Origin of the sequence: Peptoniphilus sp. GNH (assembly GCA_021307325.1) — a bacterium.
Taxonomy (GTDB): Bacteria; Bacillota; Clostridia; order Tissierellales; family Peptoniphilaceae; genus KA00134.
The window spans coordinates 467121-488294 of record CP089931.1; the positions used below are offsets into that span (position 1 = coordinate 467121).

Annotated in this window: 23 protein-coding genes; 2 read left to right on the plus strand and 21 right to left on the minus strand. The window is 33.5% G+C overall.

The features are described from left to right. From prmC to LV469_02450, 11 genes are all read right to left on the minus strand, one after another. Entirely contained in the window at nucleotides 1-834 is an 834-nt protein-coding gene (prmC, locus tag LV469_02400; GenBank protein UHR03158.1) for a peptide chain release factor N(5)-glutamine methyltransferase, read from the minus strand. After that, the gene (locus LV469_02405; protein ID UHR03159.1) at nucleotides 825-1769 is read right to left on the minus strand and encodes a DUF1385 domain-containing protein; all 945 of its coding nucleotides are present in this window, start codon (nucleotides 1767-1769) and stop codon (nucleotides 825-827) included. The genes prmC and LV469_02405 overlap by 10 nt, the downstream gene beginning before the upstream one ends. A gap of 51 nt (nucleotides 1770-1820) precedes the next feature. Further along, nucleotides 1821-2018: a 50S ribosomal protein L31 gene (gene rpmE, locus LV469_02410; GenBank protein ID UHR03160.1), complete on the minus strand. Its 198-nt coding sequence runs from the start codon at nucleotides 2016-2018 to the stop codon at nucleotides 1821-1823. A 67-nt stretch (nucleotides 2019-2085) separates the two neighbouring features. Continuing rightward, a complete protein-coding gene (gene rho / locus LV469_02415; GenBank protein ID UHR03578.1) occupies nucleotides 2086-3576 on the minus strand; it encodes a transcription termination factor Rho in 1491 nt (496 codons plus the stop codon). Nucleotides 3577-3759: 183 nt separating this feature from the next. Next, a complete protein-coding gene (gene glpX / locus LV469_02420) occupies nucleotides 3760-4731 on the minus strand; it encodes a class II fructose-bisphosphatase (protein ID UHR03161.1) in 972 nt (323 codons plus the stop codon). Further along, the gene (gene fsa, locus LV469_02425; protein UHR03162.1) at nucleotides 4731-5372 is read right to left on the minus strand and encodes a fructose-6-phosphate aldolase; all 642 of its coding nucleotides are present in this window, start codon (nucleotides 5370-5372) and stop codon (nucleotides 4731-4733) included. Before fsa ends, glpX begins: the two co-directional genes overlap by 1 nt. Continuing rightward, nucleotides 5369-5851 (minus strand): 2-C-methyl-D-erythritol 2,4-cyclodiphosphate synthase, encoded by a 483-nt coding sequence (ispF, locus tag LV469_02430; GenBank protein UHR03163.1) that lies wholly within the window; start codon nucleotides 5849-5851, stop codon nucleotides 5369-5371. Before ispF ends, fsa begins: the two co-directional genes overlap by 4 nt. Further along, nucleotides 5826-6551: a 2-C-methyl-D-erythritol 4-phosphate cytidylyltransferase gene (gene ispD, locus LV469_02435; GenBank protein ID UHR03164.1), complete on the minus strand. Its 726-nt coding sequence runs from the start codon at nucleotides 6549-6551 to the stop codon at nucleotides 5826-5828. The genes ispF and ispD overlap by 26 nt, the downstream gene beginning before the upstream one ends. Beyond that, nucleotides 6551-7981 carry a penicillin-binding protein 2 gene (locus tag LV469_02440; protein UHR03165.1) on the minus strand — a complete coding sequence of 477 codons (1431 nt, stop codon included), beginning with the start codon at nucleotides 7979-7981 and terminating at the stop codon, nucleotides 6551-6553. The genes ispD and LV469_02440 overlap by 1 nt, the downstream gene beginning before the upstream one ends. 1 nt (nucleotide 7982) lies before the next feature. Next, complete coding sequence (locus LV469_02445) at nucleotides 7983-9221, minus strand: FtsW/RodA/SpoVE family cell cycle protein (protein ID UHR03166.1); 1239 nt, start codon at nucleotides 9219-9221, stop codon at nucleotides 7983-7985. A gap of 1 nt (nucleotide 9222) precedes the next feature. Continuing rightward, nucleotides 9223-9660, minus strand: a complete 438-nt coding sequence (locus tag LV469_02450) for an FHA domain-containing protein (GenBank protein UHR03167.1) — start codon at nucleotides 9658-9660, stop codon at nucleotides 9223-9225. A 76-nt stretch (nucleotides 9661-9736) separates the two neighbouring features. On the opposite strand from LV469_02450, the gene LV469_02455 reads away from it, so the two are divergent. Together LV469_02455 and LV469_02460 are read left to right on the plus strand one after the other, a co-directional pair. After that, nucleotides 9737-10339, plus strand: a complete 603-nt coding sequence (locus LV469_02455) for a RecX family transcriptional regulator (GenBank protein UHR03168.1) — start codon at nucleotides 9737-9739, stop codon at nucleotides 10337-10339. After that, on the plus strand, nucleotides 10336-10578 hold the full coding sequence (locus LV469_02460; GenBank protein ID UHR03169.1) for a GIY-YIG nuclease family protein: 243 nt from the start codon (nucleotides 10336-10338) through the stop codon (nucleotides 10576-10578). Before LV469_02455 ends, LV469_02460 begins: the two co-directional genes overlap by 4 nt. Here LV469_02460 and LV469_02465 read toward each other — a convergent pair. From LV469_02465 to LV469_02510, 10 genes are all read right to left on the minus strand, one after another. Then, nucleotides 10575-10874 (minus strand): cytochrome C biosynthesis protein, encoded by a 300-nt coding sequence (locus tag LV469_02465; protein ID UHR03170.1) that lies wholly within the window; start codon nucleotides 10872-10874, stop codon nucleotides 10575-10577. The genes LV469_02460 and LV469_02465 overlap by 4 nt on opposite strands. Beyond that, nucleotides 10875-12284 (minus strand): hypothetical protein, encoded by a 1410-nt coding sequence (locus tag LV469_02470; protein UHR03171.1) that lies wholly within the window; start codon nucleotides 12282-12284, stop codon nucleotides 10875-10877. It abuts the gene before it with no gap. A gap of 2 nt (nucleotides 12285-12286) precedes the next feature. Next, nucleotides 12287-13639, minus strand: coding sequence for a HAMP domain-containing histidine kinase (locus tag LV469_02475; GenBank protein ID UHR03172.1), 1353 nt, complete (start codon nucleotides 13637-13639; stop codon nucleotides 12287-12289). A 38-nt stretch (nucleotides 13640-13677) separates the two neighbouring features. Next, the gene (locus tag LV469_02480; GenBank protein ID UHR03173.1) at nucleotides 13678-14370 is read right to left on the minus strand and encodes a response regulator transcription factor; all 693 of its coding nucleotides are present in this window, start codon (nucleotides 14368-14370) and stop codon (nucleotides 13678-13680) included. A gap of 108 nt (nucleotides 14371-14478) precedes the next feature. After that, entirely contained in the window at nucleotides 14479-15930 is a 1452-nt protein-coding gene (gene guaB / locus LV469_02485) for an IMP dehydrogenase (GenBank protein UHR03174.1), read from the minus strand. A gap of 9 nt (nucleotides 15931-15939) precedes the next feature. Beyond that, nucleotides 15940-17172 carry a hypothetical protein gene (locus LV469_02490; GenBank protein ID UHR03175.1) on the minus strand — a complete coding sequence of 411 codons (1233 nt, stop codon included), beginning with the start codon at nucleotides 17170-17172 and terminating at the stop codon, nucleotides 15940-15942. After that, nucleotides 17138-17983 carry a diadenylate cyclase CdaA gene (gene cdaA / locus LV469_02495; GenBank protein UHR03176.1) on the minus strand — a complete coding sequence of 282 codons (846 nt, stop codon included), beginning with the start codon at nucleotides 17981-17983 and terminating at the stop codon, nucleotides 17138-17140. The genes LV469_02490 and cdaA overlap by 35 nt, the downstream gene beginning before the upstream one ends. A 2-nt stretch (nucleotides 17984-17985) precedes the next feature. Then, nucleotides 17986-18399: a DUF5317 domain-containing protein gene (locus LV469_02500; GenBank protein ID UHR03579.1), complete on the minus strand. Its 414-nt coding sequence runs from the start codon at nucleotides 18397-18399 to the stop codon at nucleotides 17986-17988. Nucleotides 18400-18860: 461 nt separating this feature from the next. Then, entirely contained in the window at nucleotides 18861-19316 is a 456-nt protein-coding gene (tnpA, locus tag LV469_02505; protein UHR03177.1) for an IS200/IS605 family transposase, read from the minus strand. 219 nt (nucleotides 19317-19535) lie between these two features. After that, complete coding sequence (locus LV469_02510; protein ID UHR03178.1) at nucleotides 19536-21173, minus strand: recombinase family protein; 1638 nt, start codon at nucleotides 21171-21173, stop codon at nucleotides 19536-19538. Between the last annotated feature and the right edge of the window lies 1 nt (nucleotide 21174).

A 21174-nucleotide genomic window follows, 5' to 3' on the forward strand; every position in this document is an offset into this window, starting at 1 on the left:
TTAAATCCTCTTTCCACTTATTATTCTATCTTTTCCGCTATAATCTTGTAATACTTCTATGTTTTTAAAATCTTCTTTTAGCAAAAGATTCTCAACATCTCTAGCTTGATCAAAGCCAATTTCAAATACTAAATATCCAACATCTTTCAAATATTTTTTGGCATTTACAATAATTTTTCTGTAAAAATGTAAGCCATCACTTCCGCCATCTAGAGCTAGTCTTGGTTCAAAATCCTTAACCTCTATTTGCAGATTTTCAATGTCTTTGCTTTTTATATAGGGCGGATTAGAATAAATTAAATCAAATTTTCCTTTTATACCAGAAAACAAATCCGACTCAAAAAATTTACATTTACTAGAAAATTTTTTTTGATTGATTTTGCAAACCTCAAGAGCAGCTTTTGAAATATCACAAGCTCTTATATTTGCATCAGTTTCAAGTCCCAGGCTTATTGAAAAAGCACCAGAGCCCGCTCCCAATTCCAAAACATCTGTAAGATTTTCTTTTTTCACCTTATCTATTACATATTCAAGGGAAAGTTCTGTTTCCTTTCTTGGTACAAGCACCCTTGAATCCACATAAAATTCTCTGCCATAAAAATAAGCTTCATTCAAAATGTATTGTAAAGGCTCTCCAGTTTTTCTTCTATTTAAGAATTCAAAGAATATTTTTTCTTCAGATTGAGTCAATTCATAATCATAGTTAAGGAGAATAAAACTCAAGTCTTTTTTTAAGATGTCAGATAGTACTATCCTCGTTTCTCTTAAAACATCAGCACTAGCAGATTTTAGTAAAGTAGTTTTAGCTAGATATAGAGCACCTTTTATGTCCATAAGTCATTTTCTCCATCTCTTGGCAAGACTTCTTTTAAAGCTGCAAGAGCAACTTCTACCTGCTCTCTGTCCGGCTCACTTACAGTAAAATATTTCTGGATTAAAATACCTGGATAAGCCAAAGTTTTTGCAATAGCCAAATCCGATCTTCCGATTATCCTATTTACCTCATAGGAAATTCCCGCAATAAGAGGTAAGGCTATAATCCTAATTATTATTCTCATAAAAGGATTGGGCCATCCAAAAAAAGATAGGACTACTATCGAAATCAAAAGAACCATAAAAATAAAACTCGTACCACACCTTGGATGCATCCTAGGAAATTTCATGACATTATCCACGGTCAAATCTTCCCTAGATTCATAGCAGTGGATCGATTTATGCTCTGCCCCATGATACATGTAGACTCTTTTTATATCCGCAATTTTTTTTGTGTAGGACAAATATATTAAAAATATCAAAATCCTTATAAGGCCTTCGAATAAATTGAGTAATATTGTTGAGCTAATGTAGTTTTTGAACATTGACGCCAAAAAATTAGGTAATACAGTAAAAAATAATATTGCTATAACAAAAGAAACTATAAGGGCAAATGCATTTTCAATCTTTTCTGCCTTATCTTTAAATTTTTTGTCTAGAAAATTTTCCTTTTTTTTATCTGTATCATCATAAAATGAAGCTGAATATGTCAAAGCTTTGCTACCGATTATCATGGATTCAACTAATTTATAAGCTCCTCTAATTATAGGCAGAGTCAAAATTTTGTATTTTTTGTCAAGAGAGTTTGTTTCTTCAGTTTTTACTTCTATTTCTCCATCTGGTCTTCTCACCGCTATTGAAATCTTTGACGGGCCCCGCATCATTATACCTTCTATAAGAGCCTGCCCACCTATTGTAGTTTTGAAAGCGGAGTTTTTTTTATCTATATTTTCCATTTGATCTCCATTTTAAGTAAAAAATAAGGTTAGCTCTCGCTAACCCCGATTTTATCTTTGATACTTTTTGTTGAATTTCTCAATACGTCCGCCGTGATCAGTGAACTTTTGCTTGCCTGTAAAGAAAGGATGGCATTCTGAGCAAACCTCAACTTTCAAACTTTCTTTAACTGATCCTGTTTTAAATGTATTTCCACAAGCACAAGTAACTGTTGCTTCCTTGAATTCTGGTTGTATTTCCTTTTTCACAATTCCACCCCTCTTCTATATCCTAAATTAACTTCTAAAGTGTACCACAAATTATGAATATTTGCAATTAGAAAGTATCTATGTCAATTTTTTTCAAAAATTCTTTATTATCTTTTGATTCCATCAAATTGTATAGTAGCTTCTCTGTGACCTCTTGTGTCGAATTGCCAATCATTGATCTTCTAAGCGCATATGCAAAATCTATCTCATCCTTTTCCAGCAGCAAATCTTCTTTTCTTGTACCAGATTTATATATGTCGATAGCAGGGAAAATTCTCTTTTCAGACAATTTTCTATCTAGATGAACTTCCATATTACCAGTACCCTTAAATTCCTCAAAAATAATATCGTCCATTCTTGAACCCGTTTCTATAAGAGCAGTTGCTATTATTGTAAGAGATCCTCCGCCCTCTATATTTCTGGCGGCTCCAAAAAATCTCTTAGGTTTGTGCAAACTCAATGGATCAAGACCCCCAGACAGTGTCTTTCCGCTTGGTGGAGTTATTAGATTATAGGCCCTTGCAAGTCTTGTCAAAGAATCCATAAGTAAAACGACATCTTCTCCCTTTTCTACAAGTCTTTTTGCCCTTTCAAGCGCCATCTCAGCTACTTTTGTGTGATTTAAAGGAGCTTGGTCAAATGTCGAATAAATCACCTCTGCGTCTACTGATCTTGCCATATCCGTAACTTCTTCTGGTCTTTCATCAATTAATAAAACCATCAAATGAATATCGTCATAATTTTTAGATATGGCTTGAGCCATCTTTTTTAAAAGGCTCGTCTTTCCACTTTTAGGTTGAGAAACAATTAGACCTCTTTGCCCTCTACCTATCGGGCAAACTAAATCTATTACCCTTGTTGCAAGTTCGTCATGTTGAGTTTCTAAAATTATTCTCTTGTTAGGATAAATTGGAGTCAAATTTTCAAAAGATGGTCTATGACCTACCCTATATGCCTCGAGTCCATTAACCTCATTTATATAGATAAGAGCATTGTAGTTGTCATTGTCGTTTTCTCTAGTTATACCTCTTACCATATCCCCAGTTTGGAGCCTGAACTTTCTTATTTGAGACGGCGCCACGTAGACATCATTTTCACTCGGCATATAATTTTTTACTCTCAAAAATCCAAACCCGTCCGGCAAAACTTCCAAAATTCCTATAACTTCTTCTTTATTTGCAGATTTTTCATCTTCATTTTCATCAAATTCTGGTTCAAGATTACTAATTTCAGGATTTGCAAATTCATCATCCTCTTTTAGCAGTTTTTCATACTCTTCATCATTTGGAATCTCTAATTCTTCCTCAAATACAGAATCTTCATCTCTTAATAAGTCAATAAGCTCACTCTTTTTGTACTTATATGACGATTTTATGCCTTTTTTGTCTGCTATTTTTCTAAGTTCAATTATAGTCTTTTCTCTCAAATCATCTTTTGCATCTGAATCATTGTTTTGTAGAGTTTGGTATATTAAAGCCGCCAAATCATTTTTCTTATATTTATATGGAGATTTTAATTTCAGTTCATTGGCCATATTCCTTAGTTCTTCCATATTCATAAGTTCAAGTTCTTTTTGCGAATACGATTTAATTGTTGGCTCAATTCCCTTGCTTATGAAATTGATGTAATCCTCTTTGCTGAAATTTTCACTCGGAAAAAGTCCCAGGCTAACAGCTATTTTTTTTAAATCATCTAGACTTTTATCAGCCAAAACATCAGAGTTGTTTTTCACAAATTTCACCTATTTCGCATAGCTAGGCTTAGTGTTTAGCTTATGAATTGAGTCTATAAATCTAATAGTTCCAGATGGTTTTCTAAGCACTAAAGTTTGTGTTTTGGCCGTGTCTTTACCATAAAATTTTATTCCTCTTAGAAGATCTCCTGTAGTAATTCCAGTAGCGGCAAAAACAACGTCATCTCCCTTTACCAAATCATCAATTGTATAAATTTTTTCCAAATCCGAATGAAAATCTTTACATCTTTGCATTTGAGCTTCATCTGTTGGATGAAGTCTTCCTTGAAAATCTCCACCTAAACATTTGAGGGCAGCTGCAGCTATAACACCTTCTGGTGCTCCTCCTCGACCTATTATGAGATCCACTCCAGTGTCTTCAAAGCAAGTTTCAATAGCAGTCAAAATGTCTCCATCAGATACTAATTTTATTTTTGCGCCGGCTTTTCTGATTTCGTCAATTATTGGCTGATGTCTTGGTCTATCAAGCATAGCTACTGTAATGTCTTCTATGTCCTTATCCAAAGCTTTGGCAACTCTTTTTAGATTTTCAGTTGGAGAATCTTCGAGATTTATTTGACCCTTTGCTTTTGGACCACATGCTATCTTGTCCATATAAATATCAGGCGCATTTAATAGACATCCCCTCGGTGCAACAGCTACTACAGAAATTGCATTAGCCATTCCATTTGCAATTGAAGTAGTTCCATCTAAGGGGTCCACAGCGATATCCACCTTGTCATATTCTTCATTCGAATTTTTGCCTATGTGTTCACCTATGTAGAGCATGGGAGCTTCGTCAATTTCGCCTTCCCCAATCACTACAACACCGTCTATTTCAACAGTATCAAACATTCTTCTCATTGCATCTACAGCAGCTCCATCAGCTCCATTTTTGTCGCCCTTGCCTAAAAATCTGCTTGATGAAATTGCAGCCGCTTCACAAACCCTAGCCAAATTAAGTGCTAAATTACGATCCATCATTTTACTCCTTCCCAATCTTTTAAAAATCTAGCTATTCCAGCATCTGTTAAAGGATGCTTGGTCATATCCTTTAATACTTTATATGGAACTGTCGCAATATCAGCTCCAATTCTTGCGCATTTTGTTACATGTTCCATATTTCTAATGCTTGCAGCGATTATTTCACATTCTTCATCTAATTCCGAAAAAACTTCTACAACATTTTTTAGAAAATGTTCAGAATCGACTCCTATATCATCCAATCTTCCAAGAAATGGGCTTACATATGAAGCTCCTGCTTTTGCAGCAAGAAGTGCTTGACCAACCGAAAAAATCAAAGTTACATTTGTCTTGATGCCATTTTTCTTTAATTCCTTTACTGCTATAAGTCCTTCCTCTGTCATTGGCACTTTTATAATAATGTTTTTATGAATCTTTGCAAGTTCTTTCGCTTCTTTTACCATGTCTTCCCATTTTGTAGAAATAACTTCTGCTGATATGGGTCCGTCTACAATTTCGCATATTTCTTTTACAACTTCTTTAAAGTCTCTTCCTTCCTTTGCTATTAAAGATGGATTAGTAGTTACGCCTTCTAAAATACCCCACTTAGCTATCTCACTTATTTCATCTATGTTCGCAGTATCTATAAAAATTTTCATTTCTTTTCCTCCTCTAAAATTACCACAGCTTGGGCTGCAATACCTTCTTCTCTTCCAACAAATCCAAGCTTTTCGGTAGTGGTTGCCTTTATAGAAATTTTTTCAACATCTGTATCTAAAATATTTGCAACTATACTCCTCATTGTGTCGATATAAGGTCTTAATTTAGGTCTTTGAGCCATGACTATACAATCCAAATTCCCGATTTTATAAGAATCTTTTTTCATAAGTTCAAAAACTCTTTCTAATAAAATCTTGCTATCAATATCTTTAAATTCATCACTTGTATCAGGAAAGATAAGACCTATATCCCCCTTGCAAAGAGCACCAAGTATTGCATCCATTATCGCATGGATCAAAACATCTGCATCAGAATGACCCAGCAAGCCCTTCTCAAAAGGAATTTCCAAACCACCTAAAACAAGTTTTCTTCCTTCTACAAGTTCATGAACATCAAAGCCACAACCTATTCTCATCACTTTCCTCCTGTGATTTCATAATCGCTTCAGCTATTGTCAAGTCTTCTGGTGTGGTTATTTTTATATTAAAATAATCACTATGAATAAGATAAATCCTTTTACCCGTTTTTTCAACTAGAGAGCAGTCATCTGTCCCATAATAATTCTCTTCATAAGCCTGTTTATAAGCTTTCAAAAGTACGTCCTTTAAAAAGACTTGCGGTGTTTGAACTGCCCATAACTTAGATCTATCTGGAGTATAATCTGCAAATTCTCCAGACATGGAAACTTTTATGGTATCTATAACTGGGTTTGCCAAAACACTTGCGCCACTTTTGTCTACACTCTCTATTGCTTTTTTTATGTTTTTTACGGAAACAAATGGTCTCACTCCATCATGACTTACAACTATATCAGTCTCACAAGGCATTTGTTTTAAAGCCTCATAAACTGAATCTTGTCTTTCCTTTCCCCCGTATACAAGCTTATAGGGCTTACGTATTTCATATGAATGTAGTATTTCTTCCATATATTGCATGTCAGATTTTTTTATAACTATTATTATATAGTCTATATATTCACACGTCTGAATCTTATCAATTGAATGAGCTAAGATAGTTCTATCACCAAGACTCAAAAACTGTTTACCTATTGAAGTCTTCATCCTCTTTCCCATTCCAGCAGCTGCTATTATAGCCGTTACATACCTTCCATTATACATTATATCTTTAGCTCCTTGAGGGCATAATTTATTAGATCCCTAGCTAGAGGAGCCGCTGCTTCTCCTCCGTGCTTATCCACTCCTTCTAAAAGCACACATACAGCGATCTTCGGTTCATTTGCTGGAGCAAATCCAACGAACCAAGCATTGTTAAGTCCTGTTGAGGTTTCGGCTGTACCCGTCTTTCCTGCAACTTGAATACCTCTAACTCGTGCATTTTTACCAGTTCCCTCTCTTACTACGCCTATCATGTATTCTTTTATTTGATTTGCTATATTTGCATCTATCGCTTGACTTAGAACTTCTGGGTTTTGTTCGTGGACTATGTTTCCATCACTTTTAACAACCTTTTGGACTAAATATGGTTTCATCATTTTACCCTCGTTCGCTATGGTAGATGCCACCATCGTCATCTCTAATGGTGTTACTAGGACATTTCCTTGACCTATTCCAGATGCCGCAAGAGTTGTAGCAGGAAGTTTTTTACTGTGATCAAAAGCAGATTTTTTAAGAGGTAAATCAAAGTTTGTATCCTGATTTATCCAAAATCTGTCGCTTACATTTCCAAAAGAATCTTGACCGATTTCAACAGTCTTTTGAACGAAATAAGTATTTACAGAGTTTACAAAAGCTGATTTCAAATTTATTTTTCCATATTTTAAATTCAAAGCATTTTTAAATTTACGCCCGTCAATTTCCTGTTCCCCAGTGTCGTCGTAATTTTGTGAAATGCCTGGATTTTCCAAAAGGGCTGCCGAAGTTATAATTTTGTATATTGATCCTGGAGAATAGAGTCCAGACGTTGCTCTATTTAATAAGGCTCCTTGATTTTGCTCTGTTATCACGCTTAAATCTCTATCTATATTTGACGAATTGTACTCTGGTAGACTCGCCATGGCTAAAACTTCACCCGTTTTTGGATCCATTGCTACTATCGCCCCTTTTTCATGGGTGTCGGATAAAATTGCATGAGCGTATTTCTGAAGACTTGTGTTGGTTGTTAGGATTAAATTTCCGCCTTCCTTTTCTTTCTTGCTAAAAATAGAATCTAACAAGTTGGGCAGCATTTCCTTTATGGGTACTTCTTCTTCACCAAGTAGATAGTCTCTGTAAGATTTTTCTAAAAGATAATCTCCATGTTTAACACTCGAATATCCAATTATATGAGAATAGGCAGTCGGTTCATTATAAATTCTTTTAAATTCGCTGCCTTGTGCTTCTGAATATGCCAAGATATTATTATCTCTATCAAGAATACTTCCTCTTTTTATATTAGATTTTACAATGGTTCTTCGTCTGTTCTCTGGTCTTTTTGCTATGGCGTCTGATTTGAATGTCACTATATAAGACAAGTAAACAACAAGAGAAAGTAAAAGAATTAATAATCCTATGAAAACCAATAATATTCTTGATCTGTCTTTTTGATTCAATTTATTCTCCTCTTTCTAATTTATTCTTTAAGTCCTCGCTAGTTACTTGCAAAATTCCAAGGGCTATGAAGCTTGACAGCATAGAAGATCCTCCATACGAAACAAATGGAAGAGTTATACCTGTCATAGGTATTAGTTTTATTACTCCACCTATATTTATAAAGCACTGAATTCCGAAAAGAATAGTTACTGTCAAAGCCAAAATTCTATAAAATAGATAATCTTGTTTTAGGGTTATCTTTATAGCTCTATAAACGAGTAGTATAAAAAGCATAATTATTCCTATGCCTGTGAATATGCCCATTTCTTCGCAAATCGCCGGAAATATGAAATCACTATATGAATAAGTGACCAAATTAGGATATCCCCTTCCAATTCCTACTCCAAAGAACTTCCCTTCAGCTATTGCTATAAGCGATTGTACTATCTGTCTTCCATCCCCATACGATTCTTTCCATGGATCTAACCAAATAGCCACACGAATTTTGACGTGAGAGAAAATCTTATAACCAACTAAAAGACCTAACATAATCAAAATTAGATTCAAAAATATAACTTTTCTATTGTTTTCATATACAAATTGAGTCCCTAAAAACATTGCAACAAAAATAGCAGCTCCACCAAGGTCTGTCTGCACTCCCAAGATGCCTATAATAAAATAGACAAGTCCCATTAAAATATAAGGGAGATTTTTGTTTTTTGATTTTTTCGCAAAATTTGCATAAAAAGATGCTAGAAAAAATATGAATAAAATTTTACAAAATTCAGATGGTTGGACGGACATCCCCTTGTACTTTATCCAGTTTATGGCTCCCTTGTCCCTTTGGCCCAAGGCAAAAACTAAAAGGAGCAAAAAAACAATCCCGGCATAGTACATAAAAGTATACTTATCCAATTTTTTTAAATATTTTACACAAAAATAAGATAAGTAAAAAAACATTATACCTACCAAGGCCCAGATTAGTTGTTTTATACCAAGGCTTAAGTTTATTCTCATTATGGTTATAATTCCAATAGACAAAAGCATTGATATTATTAAAAATATGTAATTGTCACCTGTTGATATTTTTCCAAGAATATAATTGGAAAAGTAGATTATTAAAATTAAACCGAGAAATAAAATTATTAGATACTTATCTATATGCATTTCATTTAAAAAGAAAAACATCAAGACACATAAAAGGTCAAAGATAAGCAACAAATTCATGGGCTTAATCGCTCCCCTTACATTTGAAAGCATACTATCGCCTCTTTTCAACAAATATAAATTGAATGAACCCAACTCCTATGGTGTCTCCATTTTTGAGTTCAATTATATCATGTATAGCCTGACCATTAAGATAAGTCCCATTAGCAGAGTCCAAATCTTCTATAAAATAGGCTCCCTTGTCTTCATGAATTATCAAATGCGTCGACGAAACAAACTTGTCCTTGATTACTATGGTATTTTTAGATGATCTACCAATTGTCACATCGCCTTTTAAAATATAGTAATCATCCATTTTGAAATTTAATGTATCCAGTCTATTCACAACTTTCAAATAAGCTGAATCTGAAGAAATACCTTTTTTATTCATCGACTTTATATCCATATATATTAATTTGATGATATTAAATATAAAAAGATATATTATGATTATAAAAAAATATTTTAAAATTTGTGATATTATATCAAACATTCGCCACCTCAATCCATGATATTTTACCACAAAACAATTATTAAATATAGCATATTAGATATGGTATACTACTTTTATGATAGTTGAAAAAATTATTTATTCAGATAAAACAAGTGAATACAGTCTGATTGTGGGGCTTTATGTTCTGACTTTGAAGGAAGAAAGTCTGACGGAGTTTAATATTTATAAGGGCAAGGAACTTTCAGAAGAAGATCTTGATGAAATTAAAGCTTATGACAATTTTATAAGAGCTTTAAATAAGGCCTATAAAATATTAGCTTATCCTAGAACTGCTAATCAGGTTAGAATGAAGCTTAAAGAGGATATGGTAGACGAATTTACGATTGAAGATGTCATTTATTATCTAAATAAAAATTCCTATTTGAATGATCTCGAGTATGGAAAATCTTATGCAAAAGATAGAGTCAATCTTTCAAAAGATGGTCCCCTTAAAATTTATTATAAGCTTTTGGAAAAGGGGCTTTCCAAAGAAGATGCAAGAAAATCTATCTACTCAATTGATAAGGAAATATATGAGCAAAATGTTATTGAAGTGGCTAAGAAAAAATTAAATCTTATAAAAAGTGGAGATGTTAAAAAAAAGCTCTGGTCCTACTTGCAGCAAAAAGGATATGATTCATCTCTTATAAAACTTGCCTTGGAGGAGGTTATATCTTGAAAAAATATTTTACCTATATTTTAAAATGCAATGACGGCAGCCTCTACACTGGCTATACAGTTAATCTAGAAAAACGATTAGCAAGTCATAATTCTGGCAAAGGAGCCAAGTACACAAGAGCTAGACGACCTGTTGAGTTGGTTTATTATGAGGAGTTTGACACAAAATCAGAGGCACTAAAAAGAGAGGCTGCTATAAAAAAGCTAAGCCCCTCTCAAAAAAAATCTCTCATAGGTTAATTTGTCAATATACCAAGAATCATCGCAAATAAAAGTGATACCAAACCTGAACTAATGCCTATTACCGCTACTACAAGCTGTGGTATGCTCTCTTGATCGAACAGAGCATTTATAACAGTAAAAAGTGTAAAAACTCCTATGAATATTAAAATTAGTCCAGGTAAGTATTTAGTGAATCTAAGCTTTCCTGAAATTATATTTATTGCAAATGTGATTATAAGAGCAGCAACTATTACATACACTCCTATCATCATGTAAGTTGTATGACCCTTAAACATTTCTAAAACTTTAGACATTTAGTCCTCCTTAAGCCTTATATCCCATAGACCGGCATACGATCCGACTGCCCATTCAGCCATTATTACATCGGAATCCAGTCCTATAAATTTTTCTACTAAAACTTCGCTATCTATTTTACCATAATTTATTTCATAAATCTTCAGATTGCCCTCTTGAATACAAATAAGATACCTATGGTTCGGCGATGTGAACGCATCTTTTACATAATTTAGTTCTTTTTTTATTGTATTAAAAGGAAGTGCGAGCGAATCAAGCTTTGCCATGTCCTTTGGCAAAATTGTCATTATATCAAAATCTTCGTAGAGACTACTATTAAAGTCATTTATTCTTCCTCTAAGTTTCCAATATCCCTCTCTTCTATAAATTCCAAGATTAGAAGTATCAATTTGATTTGATGGAGATTTTTGTATAATACCAGTGGCTGAGTCTTTATAAACATTGTCGCCATTTTCTATAAAATCTCTTAGCTTCAAGGACAAGGGGGATGATATATTTTCAATCATTTTAAGTCTTAAAATTTTAAAATTGCTTCTTACATTTGTCATCTCAAGACTTATATAATCTGGCGAAATATAGTCTATCCTCTTAAAATATTTTTGATCATTTACATAAGATGAAAATACAGGATTTCCCTTTAAAGGCTCAATTCTTATCTCATCATAAATGTCTTCATTGAATCGTCTTTCAACTTTTACTTTGAAAAACTCAGATCTCTTAGGCACAATTAAGTCTTTTAGTTCTCTAACTTCTATATTTTTGTCTTTTGAGAGGTTTATAAAGTATGAGCTATATTCATATCCCTCGATTGATGTATTGGATGGTCTTCTTATGCCAAGTAAAAGAGCATTGTCATCGCTAGTCTTTAAGTCCAAATCCATGTCATCAAAATCTTTGGTCTTTTTTATCAAATCTTTCATTTCTTCATCACTTATCTTGTCGTCAATTTTATTTATTTGAAGAAAGAATCCTCTAAAATAAAGCAAAGCTTCTTTATCGGTTATTCTCAAAATTTCATAAAAAATTTCATCATTTTTATATATATCAACAACGTCAATACGATCCTCGTTTATTCCCAGTTTTTCTTTCTCTATGTTATATTGCCTAAACAAAAAAGATCTGGTGTCAAGATTTCTTGACCTATATACAGGTCCATCTATATATTGATTTAATATTACAGCTTGGGTGTTTGTGAATCCGACTTCTTTTCCTATTAGCTCTTTGAATTGAAAATTATCTACAAAGCTGTCACCTGAAAAAATACATTTAGTGACAGCCCACTTGCCTCTTATGATAAACTTCTCTGAATTTGGCTGCTCAACGTTCACCTTGTCCATGTCAACTATAGAGCAAGATGCTAGCATAAAAGTTAAAAAGCAAATAAATAAAATCTTTATAAATTTTTTCATACTCATTCCTCAACTATAGGTATCATAATACTTACCGTAGTTCCCATATTTTTTTCCGAAAAAATTTCCAATTTCCCTCCATGAAGTTTTACTATCTCATCAGAAACAGAAAGACCTATGCCAGAATGTGATTTCGAATGCTTTCCCTTGTAAAATTTTTCTTTTACATGAGCTATTTCTTCTTTAGAAATACCCCTGCCATTATCTGATATTAAAATCCTAAAAAATTTGTCATCTGGGAAAGAACTAACCTTTACCCATCCACTTTCTTCCGTAAATTTTATAGCATTGTCCATTACATTTATCAAAACTTGCTTTATTCTATTTTCATCACCAAGCGTCAAGCATACATCATCATAGCTTTCATCAATCAAGACTATCTTGTTGTTATTTAATTTTGGCATGAGTTGCTTTATTACTTCTTTGCAGGTTGCCGCAATATTAAAAGTTGCCTTTTCTAGACTAATTCTTCCAGATATAAATCTTGAGAAATCCAAAAGATTCTCTACCATTTTGCCGAGTCTATCGCTCTCACTCTCAATTATTTCAAGACCATCTCTCAAATAATCTGCTTCTTCTGGTTTTAGGTCTTTCAAAACGACAGCCCAGCCTTTTATAGATGTAAGCGGTGTTCTGAGTTCGTGAGATATTGAAGATATAAAATCATTCTTTATCTGTTCTTTTTTTAATATCTCTTCAGCCATCAGATTCATTGTATTGGTAAGCTGGTCTATTTCCTGATAAGATTTTATTTTTATTCTGTCCTGGTATTGTCCGTTTGAAAACTTTTTGGCCGCCTTAGTAAGTTCATACAGAGGTTTTGTAAGTGACCTTGAAAAAACAACTATGAAACTCAAAGACACTATAAGCACTCCGACAGAAAGTCCTACAACAGAAATCATAACTCTCATAGTAGACATTTTTGCCGATCTTAGAGAGGATATAAATCTCAAATAACCTATGATTTCATTTTTATTATTTCTGATTTCTCTAGTTGAGTGGATAGATCCATCATTTCCGAATAAATTTTGATCTTTTATGATGTTAATTTGCCCCGGCTTAGATAAGATTTCATTATCTTGCAAGACAAGCCCTTGCGATGTGCCAAGGCTATCATAGACCACTTCATTTTTTGTATCAATTATTTGAATCTGCATATCCTTGCTAGACCAAAGGGCATCGGTATCCAAATACAAAAAATCATTTAAATTTCTATCGCTATAATATTTTTCGTATAAGTTTAGGGAATTTTCAATTCTTAAATCCAGGGTGTTTTGAATGTTTTTATAGTAATAGTTCCTAACACCCCATATCAAGGCAAAATCTATAATAGTAACCGTGAAAAATATAATCATAAAAAAATTCCAAATTAAACTTTTAGAAATTGTCTTTTTCACGAATTTTTACCATTCCACCTATAACCTAAGCCCCAAACTGTTTCGATGTATTCGGGTTTTGCAGCAGACTTTTCGATTTTTGATCTCAATCTTCTTATGTTGACATCCACGATTTTTGTATCGCCGACAAATTCATTGCCCCACACAAGATTTAAGATTTCGTCCCTACTAAGGGCCTTTCCGGAATTTTCCATAAAATTTTTAATTATTAAATATTCTGTTGGGGTGAGATCTATTTCCTTGTCATCTTTATAAAACTTTCTAGAATAAGCATCCAATTTGAATGGCGGATGAATAATAATTGCACCTGTAGTGCTTTCACTACCAAGTATTCTTCTTTCCAAGCTCCTTATTCTAAGTGTCAATTCAGTCGGATTAAATGGCTTGGACATATAATCATCTGTACCATATTGCAAACCCAAAATTTTGTCATAATCTTCTGATTTTGCAGTTAACATTATTATTCCAAGACTTGGGAATTTCTCTCTTAGTCTTTTGCAGACTTCAAATCCATCTATTCCTGGAAGCATAACATCTAAAACTACAATATCTGGGAATTCTTTATATGCGAGTTCAAGTCCTTCTTCTCCGCTTCCAGCTTGAAAAACTTCATAACCTTCTCTTTCTAAATTTAATTTTACAAATTTTCTTATAGGTTCTTCATCTTCAACCAATAATATTTTTGTCATATTATCACCATTACCTCAATTCTTTGTTTTACTATATCATATTTGAAAAATGTTAAAAAGCTACTTATGAAATAAAAAACTACCACCCGATAAAAGGTGGTAGCATTTCTATCTGCTTATATAGTTTGGAGATTCTCTTGTGATTGTTATATTGTGGGGGTGGTTTTCATGAAGTGTTGCTGGTGTTATTTGCATATACTCGGTGTTTTCTTTTAGGGCTTCTATATCCTTTGCTCCTACATAGCCCATACCACTTCTTAATCCACCAAGCAATTGATAGATTACATCTGAAACTTTGCCCTTATACGGAACTCTTCCTTCTACTCCTTCAGGTACATATTTTTTAGTGTCGTTTTGGAAATATCTGTCTCCAGATCCAGCATTCATAGCCCCTATAGAACCCATTCCTCTATAAGATTTGAATCGTCTACCTTCTACGAAGATCTCTTCGCCAGGGCTTTCTTCTGTTCCTGCAAAAAGAGAACCTATCATGACAACATCTCCGCCTGCAGCTATGGCCTTGGTGACATCTCCAGAATATTTAATACCACCATCCGCTATTATAGGTATATTGTATTTAGCGGCTGCCTTGCAAGCTTCAACAATGGCTGTAACTTGAGGAACACCTACACCAGTTACAACTCTAGTTGTACATATAGACCCTGGACCTATACCTACCTTGACAGCATCTACTCCTGCTAATATTAGGTCTTCTGTCCCCTTATATGTTGCCACATTTCCTGCAATCAATTCCAAATTTGGAAACTCATCTTTTATCATTTTTATAGTCTTGAAAACGCCCCTAGATTGTCCATGAGCAGTATCAATTACTATAACATCTACTTGAGCTTCCACAAGAGCTCTAGTTCTTTCTAATACATCTCCTGTCACCCCAACAGCTGCTCCGCAAAGGAGTCTACCATTTTTGTCTCTGGCGGAGTTTGGATATCTTATGGACTTCTCTATGTCTTTTATTGTTATGAGGCCCTTTAGCTTATTATCCTTATCTACGAGTGGAAGCTTTTCAATTTTATATTTTTTTAAAATATCCAAAGCCCCTTCCATTGTGATATTTTCTGAGCCTGTTATAAGATTTTCTTTTGTCATCACTTCTGAAACTTTTTTTGAAAAATCATCTTCAAATCTTATGTCTCTGTTAGTTAAAATGCCTTCTAGATGACCTTGCTTATCGACTATGGGCACACCTGATATTTTATATTTCCCCATTAGTTCGTCTGCATCTGCTATGGTGTGCTCTTTTGATAAGAAGAAGGGATCTGTTATTACTCCATGCTCCGATCTTTTTACCATGTCAACTTCTTGTGCCTGCTTTTCAATTGACATGTTTTTGTGAATTATGCCAATGCCACCTTCTCGTGCCATTCCTATTGCCATTCTGTGCTCAGTGACAGTATCCATTCCAGCACTCATCAAAGGAACGTTCAAGATGATGTTTTTAGTGAGTTTAGTTTTCAAAGATACTTCATTTGGCAACACCTCGCTTGATGCTGGAAGTAATAAAATGTCATCGAAAGTTAACCCCTGTCCTGCAAATTTCATATTTCCTCCTTAATTTTTTATAAGTCCTATCTCTATTGTTTCTGGTGTAGCAAAAAGAAAAACAAATCTCTCCGGCACTTCAATTTTAAACTTCAATTTTTGTCGGAGAACTTTTGATTTTTCAAGGTCACAAGTTATTTTTATAGAATTTGGATCCACTTGCAATTGATCCTTTAAATTTATAGGTTCAACCTCAACTTGAATAAATTTTAAGCTGTCCATTGTTTGAATTCGATAACCCTTGGGAACATTTTTAAACTCTATATTGCCAACAGGCACATCTACTGTCATAGAATTTGGACTTCCCAATTTATAGCTTACTGCAAAGGTAGATTCATCATCCAAGAGGCTTACCCCTTGCGGGAGATTCAATTCAACAGTTTTAACTTTATCGCTCAAAATGTCATTTATATTTATCTCCTTGGTTTCTATCTCTGTAATTTTATCTATTAATGTTGCATTTCCCTTTACCCTTACCGCATTAGGTGTGACTGCTAAATACTTTACAACAGCATCTACATTTGGTTTACCATAAGTTTTCAGTTTAATTGGTAGAGTTTGAGTCTTTAGAAGTGGGATATCAACATTTATTCTTTCTGGTATTATATTAATTTTTTCAACCTCTTCATCATTTTCATTAAAGGCTGAAACTTTAGCTGAAACAAGCTTGGAATCGCTAATGCCGTCTAAGTTTACTACTGCAACCAATTTATCTATTGAGTCTACATAAGTCTTGGGCCCTTCTACTAATACCTTTTGGCTATTCGAAAAATCGTCTAATATCATGCCATGACTTGGTACCCCGACTGTTTTTACATTTACTTCAAACTCGTGACTAACTCTCTCATCAATTTTAAAATTAAGAGATTTTGGTTCGACGGATGTAATCCTAACTCCTGGCTCCGAAACTCTGGCATCAACTTTTATTTTATAATCTCCAGATGAATAGCCCTTCAAATTGCAAACTGCACTTATATCCTCATTGGTCAAGTTGTTCATTTTTGAAAGATTACCTGTAACTTTTATGTCAACGCTAGCAGTTTCTGGTGAGAGAATAGTAAGTCCATTTACTTTTAATTCCGATACATCTACATATCTTACACTCACTCCTCTAAATACCTTAGTTATCTCAATGTCTTTTTCTCTTCTAACGTAGGACCACAAGAGTATTGCTATTAGAAAGGAGAAAACTATAAGCCTTGTGCGCTTACTTCTGAGTTTTTTCATCATTTGTTCCTTCATTAGTCAGCCTCCACTTATCAAGAAAAGATCCTATTGCATTTAAATTTTTATTATAAGCATCCAAGAGAATTTTTTCAAAGTTTTCTATGTCTAAATATCTTGAAATTTCACCATTTTCAGCTATTGAAATAGATCCAGTTTCTTCCGAAACAACAATAGCCAAGCAGTCACTCTTCTCACTTATGCCAAGAGCTGCCCTGTGACGAGTGCCAAGATCTTTTGGCAAGGAGTTATTGTCTGTCAAAGGCAAAAAACAAGATGCTGCGACAATTCTAGAATCTCTTATTATAGCAGCCCCATCGTGCAAGGGTGTATTTGGTATAAATATATTTATCAACAAAGACGAGGATACTTTTCCGTCTATTTTTGTACCCGTCTCTATTATTTCTTTTAAACCAGTTCTTTTTTCCAAGACTATAAGAGCCCCTATCTTTTGTCTTGCCAAAGATGCAACTGCCAAAGAAATCTCCTTGACAGTTTCAGGCGTATCATCTCTGCTGCTGCCCTGGGATGCAAAGCTAGATGATCTGCCTATATACTCAAGAGCCCTCCTTAGTTCTGGTTGGAAAACAACAATTATAATCATAAATCCGTATGAAAAAAGAGATTTAAAAATCCAATATACGGTGTTTATTTGAAACTTGTCTGTCAGATAAGAAAGGATGAGGATGATTATTATGCCCTTCGCAACCTGTTGGGCCCTTGTTCCCCTTATGATTTTCAAACCATTGTAAACCAAATAAGCTACTATGACAATGTCAACTATATCCCTAAATCTTATTGTGTTAAAAAAATTTTCTATATATTGCATATCTACTCCCAAAAGCCTAAAAAAATAATAATTCCTATAGCTGAAACAAAATCTCCAAGACTTACAACTTTGCCAAAATATCCAAAATAATTTATTCCTATTATATCTGAAAGCCAATACATCTTAGGATTATCAGAAAAACCATGACTCATAGAAATACCAAGCTCCAAATAGCGCAAGGTTTTTTCATTCAAAGACCTTATGGCTGCATTTTGATTAACAGGCATAAATCCGTTAAATAACACAGGAAGCAAATTCATAAAAAATCCAAGTGGAATCAAAAAATACTTGGATTTTAAAAAATTTATTAATAAAAATGCGAGCATAAAAATCATGCTTGAAATATCAATATAAAAATAATTTCTTAAAAAAAATTCACCAACTGTTAGAAATCTAAAATTTAAAGATATGACCATGAGAAATTTTAAAATTATGGATAAAAAAAATAATTGCCAAGCTTTAAAATGCAATCTATTCAGCGAATGAAAAGATTTTTTTCTAAAAATTCTTATTATCGATCCTAGGACAAAAGCTTCTAAAAACATTTTTTACCATTTCTTTCTTATTACTCAAACTTCAAAATAAGTCTTTAAATTAATAATAATTGTAACATATATCTAAAGCATATGGAAGATAGACATCAAATAACAAATAATAAGTAAAAATAGCCATTCTTTGGTTATAATAAAAAAGTAAAAAAAGTATATAAAAAGTAATAAAACGATAAAATTTTTGACGTTTTTGACGAAATTATGAGTATGCATAAAATAATCATCCCCCGGCGTAGCCGGGGGTTTTTCTTATGCGGCCCAAAGGGCCTTTTTTACTTGCTGCGCCTCAAGGGAGCTTGTGGTTTACCACTTGCAATTTCTACTTGCTAACCCCTAAAGGGGTCTATATTGTCCATTGTTATCTGGCCGCTTAATTCGTCTTCTTTCAGCTGGTTTTGTATATACTCTTGTATTGCTTTGGTGTTCTTCCCTGTGGTATCTACATAATATCCTCGGCACCAAAATTGTCTGCCTCTATATTTATATTTTAAGTTTCCCCATTTTTCATATATCATTATGCTGCTCTTTCCTTTCAAAAATCCCATAAAACTTGATACTGATATTTTGGGTGGTATTTCTAATAGCATGTGTATATGGTCAGGGCATACTTCTGCTTCTATTATATTTACTTCTTTCCAACTGCATAATTCTCTTAATATTGCTCCTATTTCTAATTTTTTACTTCCATAGAATTCTTTTCTCCTATATTTTGGGGCAAATACTATGTGATATTTACAGTTCCATTTTGTATGTGATAGACTGTGAGTATGATTTAAATTCATTAAAGACCTCCTGTTATTTTTGTGTTTTGGTAAACCACAAATTTATTTTAACATGGGGGTCTTTTTTATCAGTTTTTCATCGCTGAAGCTAAACGGAACCCCCAGTCTAACTGGGGGTATTCTAATTACAATAAAAAAAGGGGGATAAGGGGCTCTTAATTAGGGATTTATTTCCTTAAAATTTAATCGGCATGAAGGTACTAACCTTTGTGCCGATTTTTAAATGTCAATTTTCCCTATAAAATTCCAATATATCCAAATGGTTTGTTTCTTTAAATTTGTACCTGGAACTTTTTCTGATTGTTCTACATAAATCTTATCTACAAAAGTTCTAATTATTTCTGGATCAAGTTCTTTAATATCCGTGTACTTTCTAACAAGTTTTAGGAATGATTCCACATTAAGTTCTTCCTCCTGCGATTTTGTAATAGTTTCTTCAAGTTCAGCTATTCTTTTTTGAAGTAAAATTTCTTCTTCATCATAAGCTTTAGCCATTTTTTCAAATCTTTGGTCAGATATTTTACCTTCCAAGTTGTCTTCATAGAGATTTTGAACGATAGAGTCAAGTTTTGCAATTCTATCTTTAGAATCTTCAAGTTCCTTTTTCTGACTTCTTAATACTTGATTTAACTCACTGGTTTTCTTCTTCAAAACTAAATCTACAAATTCTTGCTCATGGTCTTTTGCAAAGGCTGTAACTTTTCTAATTTCCCTAAGAAGAATTTCTTCTACTTGAATGTTCTTAATTTGGTGTGAAGTACATTTGCCTTTTTGCTTTCTATAGGATGCACAGACGAAGTATTCTTTATCATGAGACCAGCCTTTACCTCTTACTTGATACAATTTTGCTCCACAGTCTGCACAGTAGAGCATACCAGATAGGGCAGGCATTTCTCCTAAACTGTTACGAACTCGTCTTGTTTTTCTTATCCTTTTTACAATATCAAAAGTTTCTTCATCAATAATCGGCTCATGAACATTATCAAATATTGCCCATTCAGACTTTGGATTGTCTACACTTTTCTTAGTCTTGTATGATTTTCTTTTTGTTCTAAAATTTATGACTTTTCCTAGGTATTCTTCTCTATCAAGAATATTGGAAACAGTATCAGGATTCCAATTTCCTTTAATTTCAGGAACTTCTACAGGGAAATTGAGTCCTATAGACTTAAAATGCTCAGCAGGTGTTGGAATTTTTCTACTCTTTAATTCACTTGCAATTTGACTTGGCCCAAAACCCTTAATGCAAAGATTAAAAATCAGCTTTACAGTTTCTGCCGCAACTTCATCGACTATCCACTTGTTTTTGTCTTCCTTATCCTTTAAATAACCATAAGGTGGATTAGTTGTCAGTGGTTTACCACTTTGACCCTTAGCCTTAAAAACAGCCCTGATCTTTTTGCTTGTGTCCTTAGCGTAGAACTCGTTGAAGATATTAATAAAAGGTGTAAGGTCGTTTTCTACTTGGTTATTTGAGTCCACACCATTATTTATGGCAATGAATCGTATATCATTATCTGGAAATAAGACTTCAGTATAAAATCCAACCTTTAGATAATCTCTGCCAAGTCTACTCATATCTTTTACAATAATATTTTCAACTTTTCCATCCTCAATTAAGGCATTTAGTTTATTCCAAGAGGGTCTATCAAAGTTCGTTCCTGAATAACCATCATCTACAAAGAACTCTAGGTTTTTAAATCCCATATCCAAAGCATATTTTTCTAATATGTCCTTTTGATTTCTTATTGAGTTACTTTCGCCTTGAAGTTCATCATCTCTTGAAAGCCTACAGTATAATGCTGTAATCTTTTCATTAGCTGAAAAGTAAGAAGACTGTCTATTTAATTGTTCCATA

Coding starts and splice junctions, on each gene's coding strand:
- LV469_02475 (UHR03172.1), bottom strand. CDS start 13,639: ATGATTATATTTTTCACGGTTACTATTATAGATTTTGCCTTGATATGG.
- LV469_02500 (UHR03579.1), bottom strand. CDS start 18,399: ATGGTCATATCTTTAAATTTTAGATTTCTAACAGTTGGTGAATTTTTT.
- LV469_02510 (UHR03178.1), bottom strand. CDS start 21,173: ATGGAACAATTAAATAGACAGTCTTCTTACTTTTCAGCTAATGAAAAG.
- LV469_02470 (UHR03171.1), bottom strand. CDS start 12,284: ATGAAAAAATTTATAAAGATTTTATTTATTTGCTTTTTAACTTTTATG.
- tnpA (UHR03177.1), bottom strand. CDS start 19,316: ATGAATTTAAATCATACTCACAGTCTATCACATACAAAATGGAACTGT.
- guaB (UHR03174.1), bottom strand. CDS start 15,930: ATGAAATTTGCAGGACAGGGGTTAACTTTCGATGACATTTTATTACTT.
- ispD (UHR03164.1), bottom strand. CDS start 6,551: ATGTATAATGGAAGGTATGTAACGGCTATAATAGCAGCTGCTGGAATG.
- prmC (UHR03158.1), bottom strand. CDS start 834: ATGGACATAAAAGGTGCTCTATATCTAGCTAAAACTACTTTACTAAAA.
- LV469_02405 (UHR03159.1), bottom strand. CDS start 1,769: ATGGAAAATATAGATAAAAAAAACTCCGCTTTCAAAACTACAATAGGT.
- LV469_02490 (UHR03175.1), bottom strand. CDS start 17,172: ATGAAGGAACAAATGATGAAAAAACTCAGAAGTAAGCGCACAAGGCTT.
- LV469_02450 (UHR03167.1), bottom strand. CDS start 9,660: ATGTTTGATATAATATCACAAATTTTAAAATATTTTTTTATAATCATA.
- LV469_02455 (UHR03168.1), top strand. CDS start 9,737: ATGATAGTTGAAAAAATTATTTATTCAGATAAAACAAGTGAATACAGT.
- rho (UHR03578.1), bottom strand. CDS start 3,576: ATGAATATGGAAGAACTAAGGAATATGGCCAATGAACTGAAATTAAAA.
- LV469_02465 (UHR03170.1), bottom strand. CDS start 10,874: ATGTCTAAAGTTTTAGAAATGTTTAAGGGTCATACAACTTACATGATG.
- LV469_02480 (UHR03173.1), bottom strand. CDS start 14,370: ATGACAAAAATATTATTGGTTGAAGATGAAGAACCTATAAGAAAATTT.
- LV469_02445 (UHR03166.1), bottom strand. CDS start 9,221: ATGCTTTCAAATGTAAGGGGAGCGATTAAGCCCATGAATTTGTTGCTT.
- cdaA (UHR03176.1), bottom strand. CDS start 17,983: ATGCAATATATAGAAAATTTTTTTAACACAATAAGATTTAGGGATATA.
- fsa (UHR03162.1), bottom strand. CDS start 5,372: ATGAAAATTTTTATAGATACTGCGAACATAGATGAAATAAGTGAGATA.
- glpX (UHR03161.1), bottom strand. CDS start 4,731: ATGGATCGTAATTTAGCACTTAATTTGGCTAGGGTTTGTGAAGCGGCT.